This is a genomic window from Streptomyces albus subsp. chlorinus (assembly GCF_013302895.1).
GTDB classification, from domain to species: domain Bacteria; phylum Actinomycetota; class Actinomycetes; order Streptomycetales; family Streptomycetaceae; genus Streptomyces; species Streptomyces chlorinus.
Genome location: NZ_VJOK01000001.1, coordinates 4,930,351 through 4,951,045, shown reverse-complemented (window position 1 = coordinate 4,951,045; position 20,695 = coordinate 4,930,351). Strand labels below are relative to the sequence as shown.

The 20,695-nt window shown below is 70.2% G+C and carries 16 protein-coding genes and 1 pseudogene; 7 read left to right on the top strand and 10 right to left on the bottom strand.

Annotated features, from left to right (window positions below; translation table 11 throughout):
• Positions 1 to 43 precede the first annotated feature (43 nt).
• From FM076_RS21720 to FM076_RS21700, 5 genes are all read right to left on the bottom strand, one after another.
• On the bottom strand, positions 44 to 2,662 hold the full coding sequence (locus tag FM076_RS21720) for a SpoIIE family protein phosphatase (protein WP_173872650.1): 2,619 nt from the start codon (positions 2,660 to 2,662) through the stop codon (positions 44 to 46).
• Positions 2,663 to 2,799: 137 nt separating this feature from the next.
• Positions 2,800 to 3,018 carry an SPOR domain-containing protein gene (locus FM076_RS21715; RefSeq protein WP_173872649.1) on the bottom strand — a complete coding sequence of 73 codons (219 nt, stop codon included), beginning with the start codon at positions 3,016 to 3,018 and terminating at the stop codon, positions 2,800 to 2,802.
• Positions 3,019 to 3,275: 257 nt separating this feature from the next.
• Entirely contained in the window at positions 3,276 to 4,028 is a 753-nt protein-coding gene (locus FM076_RS21710) for a GntR family transcriptional regulator (protein WP_173872648.1), read from the bottom strand.
• A 224-nt stretch (positions 4,029 to 4,252) separates the two neighbouring features.
• On the bottom strand, positions 4,253 to 4,786 hold the full coding sequence (locus FM076_RS34065; protein ID WP_345945152.1) for a helix-turn-helix domain-containing protein: 534 nt from the start codon (positions 4,784 to 4,786) through the stop codon (positions 4,253 to 4,255).
• A 317-nt stretch (positions 4,787 to 5,103) separates the two neighbouring features.
• Positions 5,104 to 6,714, bottom strand: coding sequence for an MFS transporter (locus FM076_RS21700; protein WP_345945151.1), 1,611 nt, complete (start codon positions 6,712 to 6,714; stop codon positions 5,104 to 5,106).
• A 159-nt stretch (positions 6,715 to 6,873) separates the two neighbouring features.
• Here FM076_RS21700 and FM076_RS21695 point away from each other — a divergent pair, with 159 nt between their 5' ends.
• Positions 6,874 to 7,341 (top strand): VOC family protein, encoded by a 468-nt coding sequence (locus tag FM076_RS21695; RefSeq protein ID WP_173872646.1) that lies wholly within the window; start codon positions 6,874 to 6,876, stop codon positions 7,339 to 7,341.
• Between the two features lie 12 nt (positions 7,342 to 7,353).
• On the opposite strand, the gene FM076_RS21690 is transcribed toward FM076_RS21695, so the two are convergent.
• Positions 7,354 to 7,551, bottom strand: a complete 198-nt coding sequence (locus FM076_RS21690) for a hypothetical protein (protein WP_173872645.1) — start codon at positions 7,549 to 7,551, stop codon at positions 7,354 to 7,356.
• Between the two features lie 646 nt (positions 7,552 to 8,197).
• Here FM076_RS21690 and FM076_RS34700 point away from each other — a divergent pair.
• The 3 genes from FM076_RS34700 to FM076_RS21680 all read left to right on the top strand — a co-directional run bounded on the left by FM076_RS34700 (position 8,198) and on the right by FM076_RS21680 (position 12,568).
• A complete protein-coding gene (locus FM076_RS34700; protein ID WP_274598822.1) occupies positions 8,198 to 8,326 on the top strand; it encodes a DUF6408 family protein in 129 nt (42 codons plus the stop codon).
• A 166-nt stretch (positions 8,327 to 8,492) separates the two neighbouring features.
• Positions 8,493 to 10,553, top strand: a complete 2,061-nt coding sequence (locus FM076_RS21685) for a DNA/RNA helicase domain-containing protein (protein ID WP_173872644.1) — start codon at positions 8,493 to 8,495, stop codon at positions 10,551 to 10,553.
• A 110-nt stretch (positions 10,554 to 10,663) separates the two neighbouring features.
• A complete protein-coding gene (locus FM076_RS21680; RefSeq protein WP_173872643.1) occupies positions 10,664 to 12,568 on the top strand; it encodes a DUF2075 domain-containing protein in 1,905 nt (634 codons plus the stop codon).
• Between the two features lie 1,682 nt (positions 12,569 to 14,250).
• Here the strand turns inward: FM076_RS21680 and FM076_RS21675 are convergent.
• Positions 14,251 to 15,054 (bottom strand): SDR family NAD(P)-dependent oxidoreductase, encoded by an 804-nt coding sequence (locus FM076_RS21675; protein ID WP_173872642.1) that lies wholly within the window; start codon positions 15,052 to 15,054, stop codon positions 14,251 to 14,253.
• Between the two features lie 82 nt (positions 15,055 to 15,136).
• On the opposite strand from FM076_RS21675, the gene FM076_RS21670 reads away from it, so the two are divergent.
• Positions 15,137 to 15,724, top strand: coding sequence for a TetR/AcrR family transcriptional regulator (locus tag FM076_RS21670; RefSeq protein ID WP_173872641.1), 588 nt, complete (start codon positions 15,137 to 15,139; stop codon positions 15,722 to 15,724).
• 230 nt (positions 15,725 to 15,954) lie between these two features.
• Here the strand turns inward: FM076_RS21670 and FM076_RS21665 are convergent, their stop codons facing one another.
• Both FM076_RS21665 and FM076_RS21660 read right to left on the bottom strand, forming a co-directional pair.
• Positions 15,955 to 16,731 (bottom strand): SDR family NAD(P)-dependent oxidoreductase, encoded by a 777-nt coding sequence (locus FM076_RS21665; protein ID WP_173872640.1) that lies wholly within the window; start codon positions 16,729 to 16,731, stop codon positions 15,955 to 15,957.
• 1 nt (position 16,732) lies between these two features.
• Positions 16,733 to 17,578, bottom strand: coding sequence for an SDR family oxidoreductase (locus FM076_RS21660; RefSeq protein WP_173872639.1), 846 nt, complete (start codon positions 17,576 to 17,578; stop codon positions 16,733 to 16,735).
• A 104-nt stretch (positions 17,579 to 17,682) separates the two neighbouring features.
• Between FM076_RS21660 and FM076_RS21655 the strand changes: the two genes are divergently transcribed.
• Positions 17,683 to 18,276, top strand: coding sequence for a TetR/AcrR family transcriptional regulator (locus FM076_RS21655; protein ID WP_173872638.1), 594 nt, complete (start codon positions 17,683 to 17,685; stop codon positions 18,274 to 18,276).
• A 554-nt stretch (positions 18,277 to 18,830) separates the two neighbouring features.
• Here FM076_RS21655 and ychF read toward each other — a convergent pair.
• Complete coding sequence (ychF, locus tag FM076_RS21650; RefSeq protein WP_173872637.1) at positions 18,831 to 19,919, bottom strand: redox-regulated ATPase YchF; 1,089 nt, start codon at positions 19,917 to 19,919, stop codon at positions 18,831 to 18,833.
• A gap of 498 nt (positions 19,920 to 20,417) precedes the next feature.
• On the opposite strand from ychF, the pseudogene FM076_RS21645 reads away from it, so the two are divergent.
• Positions 20,418 to 20,695 (top strand): annotated as a pseudogene (locus tag FM076_RS21645) (hypothetical protein); the annotation flags it as partial.

Sequence of the window (20,695 nt, the reverse complement as noted above, 5' to 3'; positions counted from 1 at the left end):
CACGCCACCGGGCCGTGCGCCCACCCCTCCTTGTCAAGTCTGCTCAGTCAAGTGGCAGTTCGAACCACACCGTCTTGCCCTCCGGGCCCTGCCTGGTACCCCAGCGGCGGGCCTCGGCCGCCACCAGCTGGATACCTCTGCCGCCTTCCTGCTCCTCGGTGACGACGCGCTCGCGGGGCGGCTCGGGCAGCGGGTCCGACACCTCCACGGTCAGCACCCCCTCCCCGCCGGCGTCCCGCCCGGTGCCGCGCACCATGCGCACACCGATCGGCCCGTGCGCGTACCGCAGCACATTGGTCACCAGCTCGCTCACCAGCAGGACGGCCGTGTCCTCCAGCGCGGCGAGTCCCCATTCCCGGAGCGTCTGCCGCACGGCCTCGCGCGCCCGCCGCACGGCGTAGCTCCCGGTGCCGAACGACCAGGAGGCGGCGGTGCCCCCGGGCAGCCCGCCGAGCCGCGCCATCAGCAGCGCCACGTCGTCCCCGGTACCCGGTCCGCCGCCGGCGCGTCCGGCCTGGCGGCGCAGCGAGCCGATGAGGACGTCGCACGCGTTCTCGATGCTCCCGCATCCGGTGTCCTCCAGCGGGCCCCGCGACACGTGGGCGCCGGCCCCGTCGAAGGCGAAGCCCTCCTCCGGTGCCGCCCGCCGGGGGTCGCGCCCGGCCAGCAGGGCGCACACCCGGTCGATGCCCGCGAAGATGTCCTCCTCCCGGGTCTCGACCAGGCCGTCGGTGTAGAGGACGAGCACACTGCCCTCCTCGACCTCCATCTCGACCGCCTGGAAGTCCCCCCGCTCCGCGGGCCCGCCCACCCCCAGGGGCATGCCCGAGGGGATCGCCACCGGACGCGCCCGGCACCCGCCGCCGGGCTCGTGCGTGACGAGCAGCGGCGGCACGTGTCCCGCGCCGGCCATGGTGAGCACGCCGCACCGCTTCCCCGCCAAGGTGGGCGCCGGCTCGTACACGGCGTACAGGCAGGTGGCCATCAGCGGCTCGTCGGGGCCGTGAGACAGGTCGTCGCCGACCGTGCTGACGCGGGCGAGCAGTTCGTCGGGCGGCAGGTCGAGGCCGGCCAGGGTGCGCACGGCGGTCCGCAGCCGGCCCATGGTGACGGCCGAGTGCAGTCCGTGGCCCATCACGTCCCCGACGACGAACGCGGCCCGTCCGCCCGGCAGCGGGATGACGTCGAACCAGTCGCCGCCCACCTCCGTACCACTGCTGCCGGGCACGTAGCGGTAGGCGAGGGCGACACCGGGCGGCTCGGGGATGTGCTGCGGCAGCAGGCTGCGCTGGAGCATCAGCGCGCCCTCGCGCTCCCGCGCGTAGAGCCGGGCGTTGTCGAGGAAGGTGGCGGAGCGGTCGGCCAGTTCGACGGCGAGCGCCCGGTCGTCGTCCACGAACGGCTCCCGCCCCGCGCCGCTCCCCTTCCCGGCGCCCGTCCCGGCCCGGCTGACGACGAGCAGCCCGAGCGCCGTACCGCGCGCCCGCAGCGGCACGGCCATCAGCGAGTCGACGTCCAGGTCGAAGGTGGCCGCGACCTTGGGGTCGCCCGGCCGGGTCGCGCGCAGGATCTCCTCGGGCGAGGCGGCGAGCTGCGGCTCCCCGGTGTGCAGCGCGCGGCCGAGCAGCGACTCGCGCTCGTGGACGACCTCCCCGCCCAGGCGCAGCAGCCGCTCCACGCGCTCCCCCGTGTACCGCGCCGCGAAACCCAGCAGGTGCAGGGGCGTTCCGACCGGGATCACCGGTTCGGGCAGATCGCCCCCGGTGGCGACCTCGCCGCGCAGCAGCACCCCCGCGTAGTCGGCGAAGCGCGGCACGAGCGCGGTGGCGAGCGCCTGGGCGATGGCGCGTACGTCGAGCCGGTCGCCGAGCGCCACTCCCAGGTCGTCCAGCAGCGCGAGCCGTCCGCGCGCCGCCTCCGCCTTGTTGAGCGCCTCCAGCCGTTCGGTGACGTCCATGACGGTGCAGCTCACCCCGAGCACCTCGCCGCCGCGGTCGACGAGCCGCGCGTACGAGCTCGACAGGGCCGTGTGGCCGCCGGGCAGCGGGGTCACCACGTCCACGACGGAACGCCCCGTCTCCAGGACGCCCGACTGGATCTGGAGCACCTCCCGCGCGATCGGGGCGGGGAGCACCTCGGCGACGGTGCGGCCGGTCAGATCGGTGCCGGCCGCGTCGCTCAGCTCGGCGAAGGCCGCGTTGCAGCGGACGAAGCGCCTCTCGGTGTCGAACAGCGCGATGCCCAGCGGGGAGGAGGCGAACAGCGCGTCCAGCGCCGCCAGGTCGTGCTCGACGGCCCGCACCCGGCTCGTCTCCATGAGGGTGGCGAGGACGAACGGACGGTCGCCGGTGTCCCGCAGCAGCGAACCGCGCCCCTCGACCTCCACCGTGCCGCCGTCCCGGTGGCGGATGCGCAGGTTGCCGCGCCAGCGGTGGGTCCGGCCGAGGGCGGCGAGACGCGCACGGCGCTCCTCGTCGCCGCTCTCGATCAGCTCCTCGATGGGGCGCCCGATCGTCTCCTCGGCCGTCCAGCCGAGGATCTCCCGCGTCGTCGGGCTCCACAGCAGGACGTTCCCCCGCCCGTCGAGCATGACGATCCCGACGCGGAGGGTGTCCAGCAGCGAGGTCGCCCTGGCGGCCCTGTCAGTGGGTTCGGTGCTCACACGCCCACGCCCCTGGTCGGGATCGGATGGCAGGTTCGAACGGATCCACGATCCCGCCGTACAGGGGGGCGGGCAATCCGGCCAAGATGGACCGATTATCCCTGACCTGCCCGCGAATCCCCGTGGGACGCGAGCACTCAGTGGTGGGCTTCGTCCACGGGTTCGCCGGGCTCCACGACGAGACGGTCGCGGTGCTCCACGACGTACCCCTCGCCGCGCTCCCCCAGCCGCTCGGCGAAATGCTTCGCCTCGGCCCAGGTGGCGTAGCTGCCGACACGGTAGCGATTGCCGTGGCGGTCCTGGCGTATGAGCTGCCAGGGACGCACCGCCTCACTGTCGCCGCTCGTACTTCGCATATGCCCGAGCTTACGCCCGACGTTCACGCAACGCATTCGAGTTTGCACAAAGGGCCAACATTTTCGGCCGCGTGTTCGCCCAACGCGGGCACCACACGGGCCGGAATCCCCGGCTCCGGTGACGGAGAGCGACGGAAACGGAACCAGGGAAGGGGGACAACCAGGGCCAGGGGGCAGCCGGAACACGGGACAGCCAGAGCAAGGGGGACAATCCCGGGACGGGAGGCCGGGCGTGCTGCCCCGCCGGGGCTGGGGCGCTACTTGACCGGGAGGTGATACGCCAGCTTGAAGCGGTCGGCGGGCACCACCACGTCCGCCGTCTCGACGGGCCGCTTGCCCGCGTAGAAGGTGCGCGCGATGACGAGCACCGCGTGCCCGGGCACGCCGCCCAGCGCGGTCATCTCCTCGGCGCGGCCCGGCCGGGTGCCGACCTCCTCGGTGACGTTGTCCACCACCAGGTCGATCGCCGCCATCCGCTCGACCACACCCCTGCCGCCCAACGGCCCCTCCTCGGGCAGCATCACGGGCGTCCGGCCCGTCACCGCGAGCGGCTCCCAGGAGGTGGACAGCATGACCGGCTCGCCGTCGACCTGGAAGACGTACCGGGTCCGCATCACCCTGTCGCCCGGCTCGATGAACAGCCGCTCGGCGATGTCCCCGCAGGCGTCCTCCTGCTCGCTCTGCGACTCCCAGCTGCCCTGCACCCGTTCGTCCGACTGCTCCTGGCGGAACGGGGTGCACTCGCCCATCGTGCGATACCCCGTACGGGCGACGCGCCGCGCGTCGGGCAGCTCCCTCACATACGTCCCCGAACCCGACCGGCCCTCCACCAGGCCCTCGGCCATCAACACCTTCCGGGCCTCCAGCGCGACCGTGTCGGAGACGCCGTACTCCTCACGGATGCGGGCCTGCGAGGGCAGCCTGGCGTGCGGCGGCAGGGATCCGTCGGCGATCTTCTTGCGGAGATCCGAGGCGACACGCAGATACGCGGGCTGCTCACCGAATGGCACGTGTGCCCTCCCCGTTACGGCCTGGCCAGCCAGGTGCTGGATGGCGCGAGTCATGCTGACGGTCAGCAACAGCTTGGCAACAGAGTGTTGTTGGCCGCAACGGTCGGCCAAAGTTTCACCCGATGTGATGAGAGCCTGCTCAGAGCGCACACATTTCCGTGTGGAGGACGGGACGGGAGTGCCGGCCGTACCCGTATGAGCCCTTCACCCCTCTTGACACCGCTTCATCCCTCTTCCTCCGCCTTCATGGCGAACAGCACCATGGTCGCGCTGACCCGCACGGCGCCGTCCGTACCCGGGGGAAGAGCGAAACGGTGGAGGTCCTCGCCCAGCCCCTTTGCGCGCTCCCTGACGCTCTCCCACACCTCGGGCGCCAGCCAGACCTCGGCGTCCGTCATGTCCCCGGGCGTGGCCGTGTCACGCTGCGCCGTACGACGCCGCAACTCTTCGCCGAGAGCGCCGGCCAGGGCGAGATGGGCGTCCACTCCCGGCGGCACGTCCCGCCCCAGGAGTTCTCCGCTGGCCGGGTTGTGACGGTACCGCTTGGCCGTACCACCGCGTACGACCACCTCCCCGGCGGCCTCGACGAGCCCCGCCTTGTGCAGCCTGCGCAGGTGATAGCTCACATTGGCCTGCGACTGCCCCAGCGCCCGCGCCGCCTCGGCAGCGCTGTGGGCCCGCCCCGTCAGCAGGGAGAGGAGCCGCAGCCGCAACGGGTGGGCGAGCACCCGCAGATCGGCCATGGAGGCGGCGTCCACGGCGGCACCCGCGCGAGGTTCGACGTCATCCTCACCGGCTCCGGCTCCGGCTCCGGCTCCCTGACCGGATCGGACCTTGGTGCCGGGCCCGGCGCCCTTTCCGGTTCCGGTTTCCACGCCGGGCTCGGCGCCCTTACCGATCCGGGCTTCCGCGCCGGGCTCGGCGCCGTCCGTACGGGAACGGGGGGCGTCCGTACGGGAACGAGAGGCGTCCGCATGGGGACGGGGGGCCTCCTCCGTACGGGAACGAGAGGCCTCCGTACGGGAACGAGAGGCGTCGGGGCGAGGCTTCGAGGGCGGCATGCGGTCAGTCTCCCTCACGCCCCGTTCGCCGCCCCGGGGCCGAGGCTCCCGGGCGCCGAGGCCGCCCCCGGAGACCCGGACCCGGACGCCGACGCCGACCCCGGAGACCCGGGCCCGGACACCGACACCGGGTCCTCGTGGGCTCCTGCCCGCGTTCCCGGGGGCGTCCCCGCCGGCCCGCCGGTGGTCAGCCCCCGTACCTGGCGGCTGCAGAGCGCGCCCGCGGTCACCAGGGTGACCAGGGCCACCCCGCACCACAGGGTGAGGCGTGTGCCGAAGTGCTCGGCGAGCGGTCCCGCCGCCATCTCGCCCAGGGGCAGCGCGAGGGTGGAGCCGAGTGCGTCGTAGGAGTAGACGCGGGCCAGCTTCTCCTGGGGGATGTTCTCCTGGAGCGAGAGGTCCCAGGCGACGCCGAACTGCTCGATGGCGATGCCGTTCACGAACATCGCCACCAGCAGGACGACCACGTCCGCGGACTGGGCGAGGGCGAGCAGCGGCAGCGCGTCCAGCGTGACGACGGCGACGCCGGTCCGCAGCGCGTGCCGCGAGCGGGAGCGCGCCACCAGAAAGCCGCCGGCCAGCGCCCCGGCCATCTGGGCGGCCAGCACGAAGCCCCAGACCGTACGCCCGAACGTCGCGTCGGCGACGGTCGGCCCCAGCACCTGGATGCCCCCTGCCGCCACGGCGTTCACCACGAAGAACTGGAGCGCGACGACCCACACCCACGTCCGGGACACGAACTCCCTCCAGCCCTCCCGCAGTTCCTCCCAGGGGCGCGCGGGAGCGGGGGCCGACGCGCCGGAGACGGCGGTGGCGCGCCGGGCGGCGAGGTGGCGCCCGGCCGCGCGGTAGGCGAGCGCGGCACACGCGAACGCCACTCCGTTGAGCACCATCCCCCATCCCGGCCCCGCCACGGCGGCCAGCAGTCCGCCCAGCGAAGTGCCGGCGATCATCCCGGTGTTGACCCCCATCCGGGACAGCGCGTTGGCGGGCCGCAGGTCCCCCGAGGGCACCGTGAGGGGCAGCAGTGCGGCCGAGGCCGGCATGGAGACGGCGGCCACGGCGCCCTGCACCACGCTGAGGACGAGCAGGACGCCCATCGGCCCCCGGTCCGCCAGCACCGCCAGCCCCACACCGCCCTGGACGAGGGCGGCGGAGAGGGCCGCCCCCTGGAGCACGAGCGGACGCGGCAGCCGGTCGGCGAGCAGACCGCCGAAGAGCAGCAGCACGACGTTGCTGACCGACCGCGCCCCGACGACCAGCCCGACGTCCACGGCGGAACCGCCCAGGTCGAGGACGGCGAACGCGAGGACGACGGGCGCCATCGAGTTCCCGAAGAACGTGAGCGCCCGGCCCAGCGCGAGGTCGCGGAAGCCGTGCCGCCGCAGGAGAGCGCGCAGCGCGGCACGGTCGGCCCTCTTGGAGCCGGAGCCCTTGGAGCCGGACACCTTGGGGTCGGACTTCTTGGAGCCGGAGCCCGTGGAGCCGGATTTCTTGGACTCCTTGGATCCCTTGGATTCCTCGGAGCCGGACAACGTGGGGCCTGAGCTCTTGGAGTCGGAGCCCTCGGTGCCGGGGTCCTCGGGGTCGGAGGGGCCGGAACGGGGCGGGGTGGAAGAGGCCACGCGGTGAGTGTGAGCCATGCGTCACAGAACCGTCAAACGTTTATTTGGGGGTAGTTGCACGGCCAGCACCGGAGCACCGGGGTCCTGGTTCCAAGGTCGGAGGCGTCCTGTGCCACTGGCCGGAGGCGGCCGGTCACCCCCGCGTGCCACCGTGGGCCCATGAGCACATCCACCCGCCCCGGGTGGCCGGAGCACCTGGCGGTCGGCGCCGTACGTTTCGCCCGGCCGACCGCGCGTTTCGACGCCGTACGGGCCTTCTACGTGGACGACCTGGGACTCCCGGTCCTCGCCGAGTGGCGCGACCACGCGGGCTACGACGGTGTCGTCCTGGGCCTGCCCGGTACGCCCGTCCACATGGAACTCACCCAGCACGGCGACCCGCCCCGCATCCCCGCGCCGCACCCGGAGAACCAGCTCGTCCTCTACCTGGAGGACGCGGCGGCCCGCGACCTCGCGGTGGCCCACCTCACCGCCCGAGGCCACCGTCCCGTGCCCGCGGCCAACCCGTACTGGCCCGAGCACGGCGCCACCCTCTTCGAGGACCCCGACGGCTGGCTGGTCGTCCTCGCCCCATGGGTCTTCGGCCGCGATCCGGTACCGGGCGCGTCGGCCGGCGGAGCATCCTGAGCGCGGGGCGGGTCAGGACGCTCCGCCGGCCGACTTGGCCCGTGCGCGCAGGAGGGCACGTTCGCGGGCGTTGCCGGCCAGGTCGGCGGCGCTGAGGCACTCGGCGCGCGCCTCAGCCTCCCGGCCCAGCCGCCGCAACTGGTCGCCCCGCACGCTCGGCAGCAGGTAACAGCGCACCAGGGCCGGTTCCGCCGCCAGGACGTCGACCACCGCCCTCCACCGCAGACCGGTGGCCTCAGCGCTCGAAGCGAGCCCGGCGGTGTCGAGCAGCCCCCCGCCTTGGTGATCTCCTCTTACAACTCCCCCATCCGCCGGCGAGCTCCGGGCTGGGCTCCGGGGCCGCTACGCCCCCGTTCCCGTTTCGGTTCCGGTTCTCGTCCTCCACGCGGACGATGGTCAGGTAACCGGCACAACAGCTCCTCGGTCCCACAGCGAGGCCTCTCCCCGCCTCTCACCCGTACGTCGTACGGCGGCTCGGTGGATCGACAACCGGGCCGGATCTTTTCCGGAAGTGCGCCACACCACCTCGCCCCCTGCCCGCTCGTCCCCACCGTCCCCTCACCGTAAAGGCGACCACTGACAACGCCGGTGCGACGGACTCATGACCGATCGATGGGCGGAGCACAAGCTGTCGCTCGCGTCGACGACTTGGAGCATCCTTCGGCGTCAACGCCTTGCCCAGAGTGCGCAGCCATGCGTTAGCGTTGTCCTGCACCGCGTGTCCTCCCGGAGGAGTACGCGGCGTGACCTGCAGAGACGCGGACTTCTTCAGTTCGGTGACGTAGCCCTGTGGTGCGCTCCCGGCGGGAGCCATCCGGCATCCGTCACCGGTCACGACTGAAGGGGACGCGCTTCTATGGTTGCCGTCGAGTACACGACCAAGCACCGCACTTGGGTCCGTGATGTCCTGGTGGGTGTCGCGGCGGGCTTCGGCTCCAACCTCACGTGGGTGCTGGTACAGGCCGTGGTGCACCGCCTCGGCTGAGCCCGGCGGTGGGCGGGTCTCCGGGGCCCGCCCCTCATCCCGCCGCGGCCAGCCCGGTTAATCTACGGATCGTCATTGCGGCCCGACGGGCTTCCGCTCCGCTCCGGTGGAGCCACGAAGGACATGCCCCCACCCGCACGAGCTCTCTCGTGCCTGGGGAACCCTCGTGCTCCTGCAACTCTCCGCAGCGGAACTCGGCGAACTTGTCGTTGCCCGGGACGGATCGGTACGTCTTCCGCTCACCGAGCTGTTGGTGGAGCAGCACGCCAAGGTCAAGGGACGACCGGCTGGTCAGGGCGACATCGCCTCCTGGAACAACAGCATCCCCGTAGTGGTCAGGGCTCTGCTGGACCGTGGCCTCAGTGAGGTGGAAGTGCAGGTGGAGGTCGATCTGCCGCATACCAACTCCGCGGTCGACCTGTTGTTGTGCGGGCGGCACCCCGGCACGGGAACGGACTCATATGTCGCAGTGGAGCTGAAGCAGGTACGGCACGCCACGGTCGATCCCCGGTGTCCGATCGCCGTCGACCTTGGGTTCGGCGACGAGAAGAACAAACTGCATCCGGTGCGGCAGATCCAGTGCTACTGCGAGTTCATGAAGCGTTACCTTCCCCACCTCCGGGAGGACACCGTTCAGTTGACAGGGGTGGTGCTGCTCCACAACGCACGGGACGCGGACGTGGAGGCGCTGTTCGACCTCCCGGAGAGCGACCACGGATCCCTGTACACGCTTGACGACCTCGACCGGTTTCAACAAGTTCTCACCTCTCGGCTCGCCCCTGCCTCCGGGAAGCGAGCCGCTCACGCGCTGGAAGAGTCCCGCCGCGACCCCTTGCCCAAAGTCACCGACGTCGCGCGGTACGAGTCGGTCACCAACGGCGGTCTCACTCTTCTCGACGAGCAGCTGCTCGCGTTCAACCTGATCATGCGGCATCTGGAGAAGACAGCCATCTCCTCCGGTGTCGAGGAAGGTCTCTTCCACGACTCGTCGGTCGGCCACGGCTCTCCCGGGGAACCGGAGCGCAAGCGGGTCTACATCCTGCGGGGCGGTCCCGGCAGCGGGAAGAGCGCTGTAGCCCTGGAACTGCAGCGTGAGCTGCGCCACCATCACCACCGTGTGGCCGTGCTGGCCAGTGGGTCCCACGCATACACGGAGACTCTGCGCGAGATCATGATCGGTACCGCGCGACAGGGGCAGGTGTCGAACAAGCGGAGAGCAGCCAACAGGCTGTACCGGTATTTCAACAGCTTCGCCGATGCCCCACCGGACAGCGTCGAGGTTCTCATCTGCGACGAGGCCCACCGTGTGCGGCGCAGTTCGACCGACCGTTGGACGCCGAAAGAACGCCGGGACGACGACCGACCCCAGGCCAGTGAGCTGATCAGGGCCGCAAAGGTGCCGATCTTCCTGCTCGACGACCACCAGTCGATCCGACCGGACGAGGTGGGCACGGCCGATTACCTCAAGGAACTCGCCGAGCGGAGTGGCTGTTCGGTCGAGGTGATCGATCTGAAAGGAACGTTCCGGTCGGGTGGCAGCAGACAGTACCAGCACTGGGTCCGTCAGTTGTTGGGATTGGACACCTCCGATCCGGTGGCCTGGCAGCCCGACGGGCGCATGACGCTGACGGTCGCCGACTCCCCGGAGCAGATGGAGCGCTTCATCCGGGAGCGTGGCCTCGAAGGCGCCACGGCGCGCATCACAGCAGGGTTCTGCTGGCCGTGGAACGCCCCCGAAGGGGAGCACCTCCTCGACGACGTGCAGATCGGAGAATGGCGCCGGCCGTGGAACGTGAAGCCGGAGCACAGTGTTCCAGGCGCACCGAGGTCGGCCCTGTGGTCGACCGACCCCCGCGGCATCGGCCAGATCGGCTGCGTCTACACCGCGCAGACCTTCGAGTACGACTGGAACGGTGTCATCATCGGCCCGGACCTGCTCTTCCGCGACGGGAAGTTCAGGGTGAACAGAGATGCTTCCTGCGATCCCGCCTTCCGTGGCCAGACCGACGACGCGACGGTCGCCCGGTGCATCCGCAACGCCTACCACGTGCTCCTCACACGCGGTGTCGTCGGCACAGTGGTCTACGCGGTCGATCCGGCAACGCACAACGCGCTGCGCAGGCTCATCCCGGGCTCCATCGGGATGCAGCACTTCGACCGCGCACAGCCGAAGCTCACCGCCGAAGGGCCACAGCTCCCTCCCGCCTACAGGAAACGCCGCGGGTAGCCTGGATCCTGTTGTAGCTGCGGCCCGCCGGGCTTCCGCTCCGCATCGCGGAGTCACCAAGGACATGCCCCCACCCGCACGAGTTCCTTCGTGCTGCCTGGGGGCGTCCTTTGCTGTTCCGCGATTCCGCCGCCGCGGTCGCCGCCGAGTGCTTGTCCGGCACTCTCTTTTTCCGCCTGACGGAGCAGTTCGTGCACCTGCATGGTCACAAGCCCGGTCCGTCCGAGGTCCGCTCGTGGGAGCGGAGCATCCCGCTGCTCGCGAGTGCGCTCACCGAAGCGGGTCTGGGCCAGGTGGAGGTGCTCCTGGAGTACGGGCTGCCGCTGAACAGCAAACGCGCCGATGCGGTGCTGGCCGGGGTGCATCCCGAGACCGGTCTGCCGTCGTACGTGGTCGTGGAACTGAAGCAGTGGAGCAGCGCCGAGCCGGACGACAACGATCCGTCACTGTGCCGCATCGACGCGTACACCCGCGCGGTGCTGAACCCCGTCGACCAGGTGCGCGGCTACTGCGAGTACCTCGTTTCCTTCAACGGGGCTCTGGCCGGGCACCCGGAACGCATCAGCGGCGCCGCATACCTGCACAATGCCACGGAGTTCGGCGTCAGCGGCCTCTTCGCAGCCGAGCAGGACCAGTACGGACAGCTCTTCATCGGTGAACGTCGTGGTGAGTTCATCGACTTTCTTCGCTCGAAGCTGGGGGCGGGGCCCGGTGCGGCGGCCGCCGATGAACTCGTCAACGGGAAGATCGGCCCCTCGAAGCAGCTCATGGCGGTGGCCGCACAGGAAGTGCGGGAGCGCGAGCAGTTCGTGCTGCTGGACGAGCAGCGGATCGCGTACCGGACGGTATTGAATGCCGTCCGCCGCGCCAAGCAGTCCGACCACAAGGAGGTCGTGGTCGTCACAGGTGGGCCCGGCACCGGCAAGAGTGTCATCGCGCTGTCGCTTCTCGGTGAGCTGTACCGGCAGGGCATCACCACGCTGCACGCGACAGGATCCAGCTCGTTCACCACGACGATGAGGAAGATCGCGGGCGCGCGGAAGCGCGAGGTGCAGGGCCTCTTCAAGTACTTCAACGGTTTCGTCACCGCCGAGCGCAACGGTCTCGACGTCCTGATCTGTGACGAAGCCCACCGCGTACGCGAGACGTCGGCCAACCGCTACACGCCTGCCTCGAACCGCACCGGCAAGGCACAGATCGATGAGCTGATCGACGCCGCTCGGGTGCCGGTCTTCCTCCTCGACGAGCACCAGGTCGTCCGCCCCGGAGAGATGGGCACGGTCGCGGAGATCAAGGAGGCCGCTGCGAAGAAGGGGCTCCAGTGCCAGGTGGTGCCTCTTGACGGCCAGTTCCGGTGCGGTGGCAGCGACGCCTATGTGCGGTGGGTGTTGCGGCTGCTGGGACTCGAGCCCGGCGGACCTGTGATGTGGGAGCCCGACGGCAAGATGCAGCTCATGGTCGCGGAGAGCCCGCAGGAGATGGAGGCGTTCCTCGAGGAACGCCGCTCCCAGGGTTACAGCGCGCGCATGTCCGCCGGCTACTGCTGGAAGTGGACGAAGAAGGTGCCGCCCGGGCAGGCGCTCCCCCCGGATGTCACCATCGGAGAGTGGAAGCGGCCCTGGAACGTCTTCGGTGACCGGGCCGTCGGGGGCGCGCCCCCGGCCGCGCTGTGGGCGACCGACCCGGCCGGTTTCGGGCAGGTGGGCTGCGTCTACACCGCGCAGGGCTTCGAATACGACTGGAGCGGCGTCATCATCGGACCCGACCTGGTGTGGCGAGGCGACAGATGGGTCCCCGACCGTACGGCGTCCATGGATCCGGTCTTCAAGAAAAAGACTCCGGACGCGGTTGTGGGCCGGTTGATCCGCAACACGTACAAGGTGCTGCTGACGCGAGGAATGATCGGCACGGTGGTGTACTCGACCGACGCCGAGACACGCGAGAAGCTCCGGGAGCTGACCGGCGCCCCGGCGCGGGAACCAGCAGTCCGGAATGGACAGCCCGGTGGTCGATAGCGGTCCCCGCCCCCGGGAACCACGGTCAGCCGGGACCGATGGCCGGCGGCGTCGACCGCCGTCTGTTCGCGAGTGACGTGGAGTGCGGGGCCGGGGCGCTCGCGCGGTGGGTTGGCCGGAAGGTCCCACCGCCAGAAGCGCGGGCGACCCTGCGCCGGACAAGTGCTACGGCAACCGCCTCTGCCGCACCAGCCGGCAGCGGAAGCGGCATGGGGTCGGCTCCCGAAAGAGCCGACCCCATGAACCCGCGTTCCTACCGAGGCAGAGACGCCGTCTCGTGCCGTCCGCTCACATGTTGCACCGGAACGTCGACGAAACCGAGTCACCTGTGGAAACGCTGCTGCGGGCCGGCAACCAGCGCACAACCAGCAACCGTTGACGGCACTGCCCACAGCCCCGCGAACCACCGACCATTTGAGCTCACCTGGGCGTTCAACGGCGAAGGGCCGATCCAGCGAGGCGGGCACAGCAAGCAGCCATCCGAGCCGGCCCACGCAGTTGGATACGGGACCCGCGCTCAGTCTTCGGATCTGCGTGCTCGGGAGCAGGGACTTTGTCCACGACCGAGATCTCGGCGAGCACCTCCGCGCGAGCAGGGGACCACCCGCACTGCCGAACCATGCCTCCGCCCACGCCGGAACACCTCTGCTCGTTACAGGGACCACCGCACCCATCGGCTTGCCGCCTGCGCGGTCCGCGGCGACGGTCCACCCCTTCGACCTGCGGATCCTGGTGGCTGCCTTGCCCCCGAGGCGTTCCCCGAAAGACGCCCGGCCCGAACAAGCCCCATGGAACCTCCACGCTGTGGCATCGGCTCTGCCACCATGTACCGATGACGAGAAGCCACAGCAGTAAAGAGATGGCAAAGCTCACCTAACGGGGCAGGTCAGGAAGTCTGGTCCCCGCGCGAGCGGGGGTGGTCCGAACTGGATCCCGGACCCGGGCATGCTCTACATCTGGTCCCCGCGCGAGCGGGGGTGGACCTGGTTCGGCATTCCTGGAGGATGCGGGTGAAGCCGGCGAGGAGTTGGTCGGTGGAGGTGTGGGTGAGGTTGGCGGGATCGTCGCTGTAGCGGTGGTCCCCCTTGGTGACGCCTTGTGCCTACACCAACTTGAAACCGCGGTTCAAAGGGCTGGTGTGACCGGTTTGCGGAGTACTCCCGCTGGTCGGGGGCGGCTGTCTGCGGAGTAGATCATCCGTCAGGCTGTGTTTTCGGCGCGCGGCACTCGGAGCGGGTTTGCTTACAGCGGCAGATGGGCCTCGTCCGCCCGGCCGAAGATGTCTCCGCATGTGGGAGACGGCACCGACTCGCGGGCATCGAGGATGGTCGGCGTATAACGCACTTCCGTGCCCAGCCGAAAGAGCTGAAGACTGACCCGGCCGCCCATACTGGCAGTGGGAATGCGGCTGGTGGCCCTGCGGGTGAGCCTGGTGCACTTACTGACTGACTTCATCGACTGTCTGCCTGAGATGTGTCGGCTCGTCGGCAGGGCCGCCCCGCAAGCGGCCGGACGGGCGTACCGGACGGGCGTAGCTGACCTCACAGGCGCTTGGTCCGGAAACCCCGTCACCGTCTTGTCCACCCGCCCGGCCGGCGCGTGTCGCCCTCGGAACGGCAACGCCCCGGGGACGGACATGGCCGGCATGACTCCGGGAGTCCCTACGGCCTTTCCGCCCATCGTCATGCCCCCTCGGCGGTGAGCCGGCCGATGGCCCGGATGACCTGGCGCCGGGTGGCCAGGCGTCGGGCGAGGAAGGCCATCACCCGGTTCATGCGGCCTGCGATGACGCTGGGCGGAGGGTTCCTGCGGTCCAGGGCGGCCAGCGCGGTGCGGACGACGTCGGCGGGCGAGGCGAGCCTGGTCCCTCCGGCGGCCTGGGTGGTGCCCACGACGTCGAAGAACTCGGTCCGGGTCGCGCCGGGGGAGAGGGCCAGCACCCGCAGACCGGTACCGCGTGACTCCTCCCACAGAGCCTCGGTGAGGCTGAGCACGAACGCCTTGGTCGCCCCGTAGAGCGCCATTCGCGGGTTGGGCTGGTAGGCGGCCATGCTCGCCACGTTGACCAGTACCCCGCGGCCCGCGGTACGCAGTGGGTCGATGAAGGCCCGGCTGATGTCGGCGACCGCGGTCACGTCGACCGCGATCTCCCGGCGCAGCCGGTCCGGGTCCGCCTGGTGGAAGGGGCCGAAGGTGGCGAACCCGGCGTTGTTGATCAGGCTCGTGACGTGCAGGCCGAGCTGGGCCACCCGCGCGGCCAGCGTCTGCCCGGGATGGTCCGTGGCCAGGTCCATCTCCACCACGTGCACCTGGATCCGATGCTGTTCGCGCAGCTCGGCGGCCAGCTTCTCCAGGCGTTCCCTGCGGCGGGCGACCAGCACCAGGTCGGAGCCGCGGGCGGCGAGTTGGCGGGCGAACTCGGCGCCGAGGCCCGCACTGGCCCCGGTGATGAGGGCGGTGTGTCCGTGGTAGTCGACGGCCGTCATGGTCATCCTTCTTTCAGTCGCTGTCTTGCTGGCAGTTAATGCCAAGTAGGCGGTCGCTGTCCAGAGGGGTACGCTGACGTCCATGACGACCTTGTGGGAGCGTTCGCGGCAGGTCGCCGTCCAGGCGATCCTGGATACGGCGGTACGCCTGTTCGCCGAGCAGGGCTACGAGCAGACGACGATCGCGCAGATCGCCCGGGAGGCGGGGATCTCGCAGCGCTCCCTCTTCCGCTACTTCGGAACCAAGGAGGACCTGGTCTGCGGCGACCAGGAGGCGCTGGGCGAGCTGCTGAAACGGACCGTCGAGCAGCAACCGGCCGAGATGTCCGCCTGGGATGCCCTGCGCGCCGGATTCGAGGTCATTCTGACCGCCAATCATCCCCGTGAGCGTGCGCTGGAACTGTCCCGCCTCATCTTCGACACGCCCTCGCTGCATGCCCGCTACATCGAGAAGCGACTGCGCTGGCAGGCCGAACTTGTGCCCGTCATCCGGGCGCGGCTGGGCAACGGCCCCGGCCGCCCGGCTCCCGACACGCAGGCCAAGGCGATCGTCGCGACGGTCTTCGCCTGTATCGACACGGCAACCGAACTCTGGGCCGGACATGACGGACGGATCGACCTGGCCGACCTCTACGACCAGTGCCTCGCTGCGGTGCGGGACCACGGCTGAGGCACGTATCCGCGGCACACCTTCACGCAGAACCCCGACGTCACCGCGCGCTGTCGATTGCAGCGGCCCGAAGCAGGTGGCAAGGGTCAAGTGGTGGACCATGCGCGGGAAGGCACCACTGAACGTGTTCCAGGCCGCCTTCGGGGAGCGCCCGGCCCCGAGCAACTACTGACCGCTCAACAAGCAAGACGACCCGTCAGATGGACACAGCTCCAGGAACCGTGCGGGAGTCAGCGGACGGTGAGTCCGCCGTCGACGGCGAGGACGGTGCCGGTGGTCCACTGGGCCGAGGCCAGGTAGGCGGCCGCGGTGGCGACGTCGTCGGCAGTGCCCAGACGTCCCAGAGGATAGAAGTGCTCGATCTGCTCGTCGTGTGCGGTGCGTTCCTCTGCGGTCATGGCGGCGAGATAGGAGCGTTCGTACTTGGGAGTGCGGACGGCGCCGGGAGCGATGGCATTGACACGGACTCCTTGGGGGCCGAGTTCACTGGCCAGCGCCCGGGTGAGGGAGTTGAGCGCTCCGCGGGTGGCGGAGTAGGCGGCCGAATGACGGCCGGCGACCATTTTGCGCGCCCAGTAGCTGCTGATGTTGATGATGCTTCCCCGGGCGTTCACAAGGGCGGGCAGGAGTTGCTGGCTCAGCAGCAGCGGCACCTGGACGTTGAGGTGCCACATGGTGTTCATGTCGTCGACCGTGGTGTCGGCAAGGGAGGCGAAGTGTGCGGTGCCGACGTTGTTGACGAGGGTGTCGACCCGGTCGGTCAGGTTTCCGACGTGCGCGGCGATCCGGGCGGGGGCATCAGGCGCGGAGAGATCCGCGGGCACTGCGTGCACGACGGTGCCGTGCCGGCCGAGTTCCTCGGCGGCGGTTGCGAGCTTGTCGCGGTTGCGGCCGACAAGAATCAGGTCCGCTCCGTCGTGGGCGAGGGCACCGGCGATGGCCAGGCCAAGGCCCTCGCTGCCGCCGGTGACGACGGCGAAACGGCTGGTGGTGCGGTGCTCGGACATGTCAGATTGCCTTTGTGTGGTCGGTGGAAACACTCAGCGTCGCGAATCGGCGCAGCTCTTCGAGTTGGTCGCCGCGGGCGTTCCCGATGCCGGCGAGGGCATCGCTGCCCAGAGGAAGGCGCAGCGGTGGGCTCGGCATACCGGCGAGGACGACGAGGGCCTGGGCCATACGGGCGGGGTCGCCGGCCTGGCCTCCCACGGCGCCGGCGGAGCGCGCCAGCGCTTCGTGCACGGGAAGGTAATCGGGGAGGGCGGCGCTGCCGGGCAGCCGGCTCGCCCAGTTGGCGCGGAAGTCGGTGCGGGCTGCTCCGGGCTCCACGATCGTCGTCCGGATACCCAGCGGGGTGAGCTCAGTGGCCAGTGAGACGCTCAGACCTTCGAGGGCGTGCTTGCTGGCCGTGTAGGCGCTCATCCCCGGGGCGCCGATCTGGCCCGCCAGCGAGCTGATCTGCAGCACACGGCCCGCTTTTGCCGCGCGCAGATGTGGCAGAGCGGCGCGCAGGACATTGACGGCGGCGAAGAAGTTCACTTCGAACTGGGCGCGCAGCTCTGTCTCGTCCAGTTCCTCGAAGGGGCCCGCCAGCGCGTAGCCGGCGTTGTTGACGACGACGTCGAGGCAGCCGAACCCGGCGATCGCGTCATCCAGTACCGGACGCAGCGCACCGGCGTCGGTGACGTCCACGCTCACAGTGCGCAGAGACCCTGGGAAGGCGGCGGTCAGCGGTCGCAGCGGCTCGTCGTCGCGCGTGACCGCGATCACTCGCTCACCTGACCTCAGAACCTCACTGACCAGGGCTCGACCCAACCCGCCGGACGCGCCGGTGATCAGCCAAACGCGGGACTCCATGCTGCGCACCGCTCGCACGAGCCAAACAAACGGACACATCTTGTCCGCTTCATCAGCGTAGAGGAGGCGGACAGAAGCTGTCCACTTGTGGATAAGATGGGGTGATGAACACGGAGCGGTCTGCGACGGCCCAGGGGGCGGCGATGCCCATGCGCGCCGACGCCCAGCGCAATGCCGCGCGGGTTCTCGCGGCCGCGCGTCGTGCCGTCGCCTCTACCGGGCTGGACGTGAGTTACCACGAGATCGCTCGGGAGGCCGGCGTGGGTGTGGGCACCGTCTACCGGCGCTACCCCGAACGCGACCAGCTCATGGCGGCGGTGCTGAGCGACATCCTCACCGAACTGATCGACACCGCGCACCAAGCTCTGGACTGCGATGACGCCTGGGAGGGCTTCTCGTTGCTGTTCACCGGTCTGGCCCTGCGCACCGCTCAGAACGCGGGGCTGTCCGGCTCCCTGGACCAGCACGGCGGGCCCGCTGTCGCCCAGCAGCGCCACGAACTCCTCGGCCTCACCCGGAAGGTCATCGAACGCGCTCAGGACCAGGGACGCCTTCGCCGGGATCTGGCCTGGCAGGAAGTGCTGCGGCTGACCGGCGCCCCAGCGGTACAGGGATGCGTGCTGGGACTCGAACCTGACCCTGCACACGGTCACCACTTGGTGCTGACCGTTCTTCTCGACGGTCTACAAGCCGGCTGACACCGGCGACGTGCCGAAGCCAGCTTCCAGGAGCGGATGACCTCGTCCGGGAGCGGACGACACCGCCGGGACGATGCCGTACACCCACTCGGCACGTTCCATGAAGGCGAGTCTCCCGGCACCCGGGAACACCGGCCCCTTCGCCAGTGACCCGGCGAGCCGCCCCCGGACGGTGCCCTCGAACCGGTTCACGCCACGACGACACGAACACGCAGGTCGCCGCTGGCTGTGTGCAAGGCCAGCCATGTCTTGTGGCTCCCGCCGAGGGCTTGCCGCCGCGCGCACGCCGCCGGGACGGGCGGGCGCGTCCAGCCGCGGAACACGGCCCCGGAACACTGCTTCGGGAACGGCCCGGCAACCGCAGTCGAGAGACGCCCATGACGGCGGATTCCGGGGACGACTGCCCGCCACACCTGACGCCGCGTCGCATTCAACCAGCGCATGTCCAGCGACCAACCAGCGACGGGAATCCCGACGGGGTGGGTCCGGGGATGGGCGTTCCCCTTCCGACCCGCCGGTTCGACTGGACACAGGCGATCAGTTACCCGCATGCATTACACGTTGAACCGGAACTCCACCACGTCCCCGTCCTGCATCACATAGTCCTTGCCCTCCATGCGGGCCTTGCCGCGGGCGCGGACCTCGGTGACCGAGCCGGCTTCGACCAGGTCGTCGTAGGAGATGACCTCGGCCTTGATGAAGCCGCGCTGGAAGTCGGTGTGGATGACGCCGGCGGCCTCGGGGGCGGTGGCGCCCTTCTTGATGGTCCAGGCGCGGGCCTCCTTGGGGCCGGCCGTGAGGTAGGTCTGGAGGCCGAGCGTCTCGAAGCCGACGCGGGCGAGCGTGGCGAGGCCCGGCTCCTCCTGGCCGACGGTCTGCAGGAGTTCGAGGGCCTCCTCCTCGTCCAGTTCGGCGAGGTCGGCCTCCAGTTTGGCGTTCAGGAAGACCGCTTCGGCGGGGGCGACGAGGGCACGCTGCTCGTCCTTGAAGGACTCGTCGGTCAGCTCGTCCTCGTCGACGTTGAAGACGTAGATGAAGGGCTTGGTGGTCAGCAGGTGCAGCTCGTGCAGGGCCTCGGCGCGCTCGGTGCCCTGGGCGATGCCCGCGGAGAAGAGGGTGCGGCCCTCCTCCAGGATGTCCTTCGCCTCCTGGACGGTCTTGACCTGCGGCTGCTTGTCCTTCTTGACCCGCGCTTCCTTCTCCAGCCTCGGCAGGACCTTCTCGATGGTCTGGAGGTCGGCCAGGATCAGCTCGGTGTTGATCGTCTCGATGTCGTCCTTGGGCGAGATCTTCCCGTCCACGTGGACGACGTTCTCGTCCTTGAACGCCCGGATGACCTGGCAGATGGCGTCGGACTCCCGGATGTTCGCCAGGAACTTGTTGCCCAGTCCCTCGCCCTCGCTGGCACCCCGCACGATGCCCGCGATGTCGACGAAGTCCACGGTCGCCGGCAGCACCCGCTGCGACTGGAACAGCTCGGCGAGCTTGGCCAGGCGCGGGTCGGGTACGCCCACGACGCCGACGTTCGGCTCGATGGTGGCGAACGGGTAGTTGGCCGCCAGCACCTCGTTCTTGGTCAGAGCGTTGAACAGGGTCGACTTGCCGACGTTGGGCAGGCCGACGATTCCGATCGTGAGCGACACGTGGCGACTACTTCCCGTGGCCCCTGGCGGGGTTTCTCCATAGTGCGGTCTGTTGGCGGACAGGCGGCCCTCACAGGCCGACCACCCAGTCTACGGAAGGCCCAGGACGGCCCGGCGCACGGCCGGAACGGTCGATACGGCCGGAACGGTCGATACGGCCGGGACGGTCGATACGGCCGGGACGGTCGATACGGCCAGCACGGCTGGTACAGCCAGCACGGCTGGTACGGCCCCCACGAGCACTCCGCCCGTCCCCTGCGACGCCGCCCGTCCTCTGCGACGCCGCCCGCCCCTGCGGCAGCCGCCCCTCCCACCCGGCAGCCCGCCCGTCCCACAGGGGCACCATCCACGTCGTAAGCACGCCGCAATCACGCCGCAAGGAGGACGACCTGGGCGCATGCCACCAGCAGGAGGAAGCGGGGTGCCGGTCCGGTGGCGATGGCGGATATCGCGTGTCCATGACCGTGGGCCCCGGCACCCAACGCCTACCGTGGTCCGGTGGAGCAACGCAGCGCGCACCCGACCCAGCACGACCCGTACGGGCGGTACGAACCGGACGACCCGTACGCGGCGCGGGACACCTACACGGCACAGGACACGTACGCGACCAGCGACCCGTACAGCATGGGCGACCCCTACAGCACGGGTGACCCGTACGGCACGGGCGACCCGTACCAGGCGTACGACGCCTACGAGCCGTACGAGCGGTACCGCGTGCCCGAGGGCGCCTCCCGGCGCGGGAGCGGGCGCGGCGGGCGCGGACCCGCCGGGGACGG

What these genes read in the sequence shown, in the direction of transcription:
- FM076_RS21695 (WP_173872646.1), top strand. Translation starts at nt 6,874, where the DNA reads ATGAGCACATCCACCCGCCCCGGGTGGCCGGAGCACCTGGCGGTCGGC.
- FM076_RS21655 (WP_173872638.1), top strand. Translation starts at nt 17,683, where the DNA reads ATGAACACGGAGCGGTCTGCGACGGCCCAGGGGGCGGCGATGCCCATG.
- FM076_RS21715 (WP_173872649.1), bottom strand. Translation starts at nt 3,018, where the DNA reads ATGCGAAGTACGAGCGGCGACAGTGAGGCGGTGCGTCCCTGGCAGCTC.
- FM076_RS21665 (WP_173872640.1), bottom strand. Translation starts at nt 16,731, where the DNA reads ATGTCCGAGCACCGCACCACCAGCCGTTTCGCCGTCGTCACCGGCGGC.
- FM076_RS21660 (WP_173872639.1), bottom strand. Translation starts at nt 17,578, where the DNA reads ATGGAGTCCCGCGTTTGGCTGATCACCGGCGCGTCCGGCGGGTTGGGT.
- FM076_RS34700 (WP_274598822.1), top strand. Translation starts at nt 8,198, where the DNA reads ATGGTTGCCGTCGAGTACACGACCAAGCACCGCACTTGGGTCCGTGAT.
- FM076_RS21675 (WP_173872642.1), bottom strand. Translation starts at nt 15,054, where the DNA reads ATGACGGCCGTCGACTACCACGGACACACCGCCCTCATCACCGGGGCC.
- FM076_RS21670 (WP_173872641.1), top strand. Translation starts at nt 15,137, where the DNA reads ATGACGACCTTGTGGGAGCGTTCGCGGCAGGTCGCCGTCCAGGCGATC.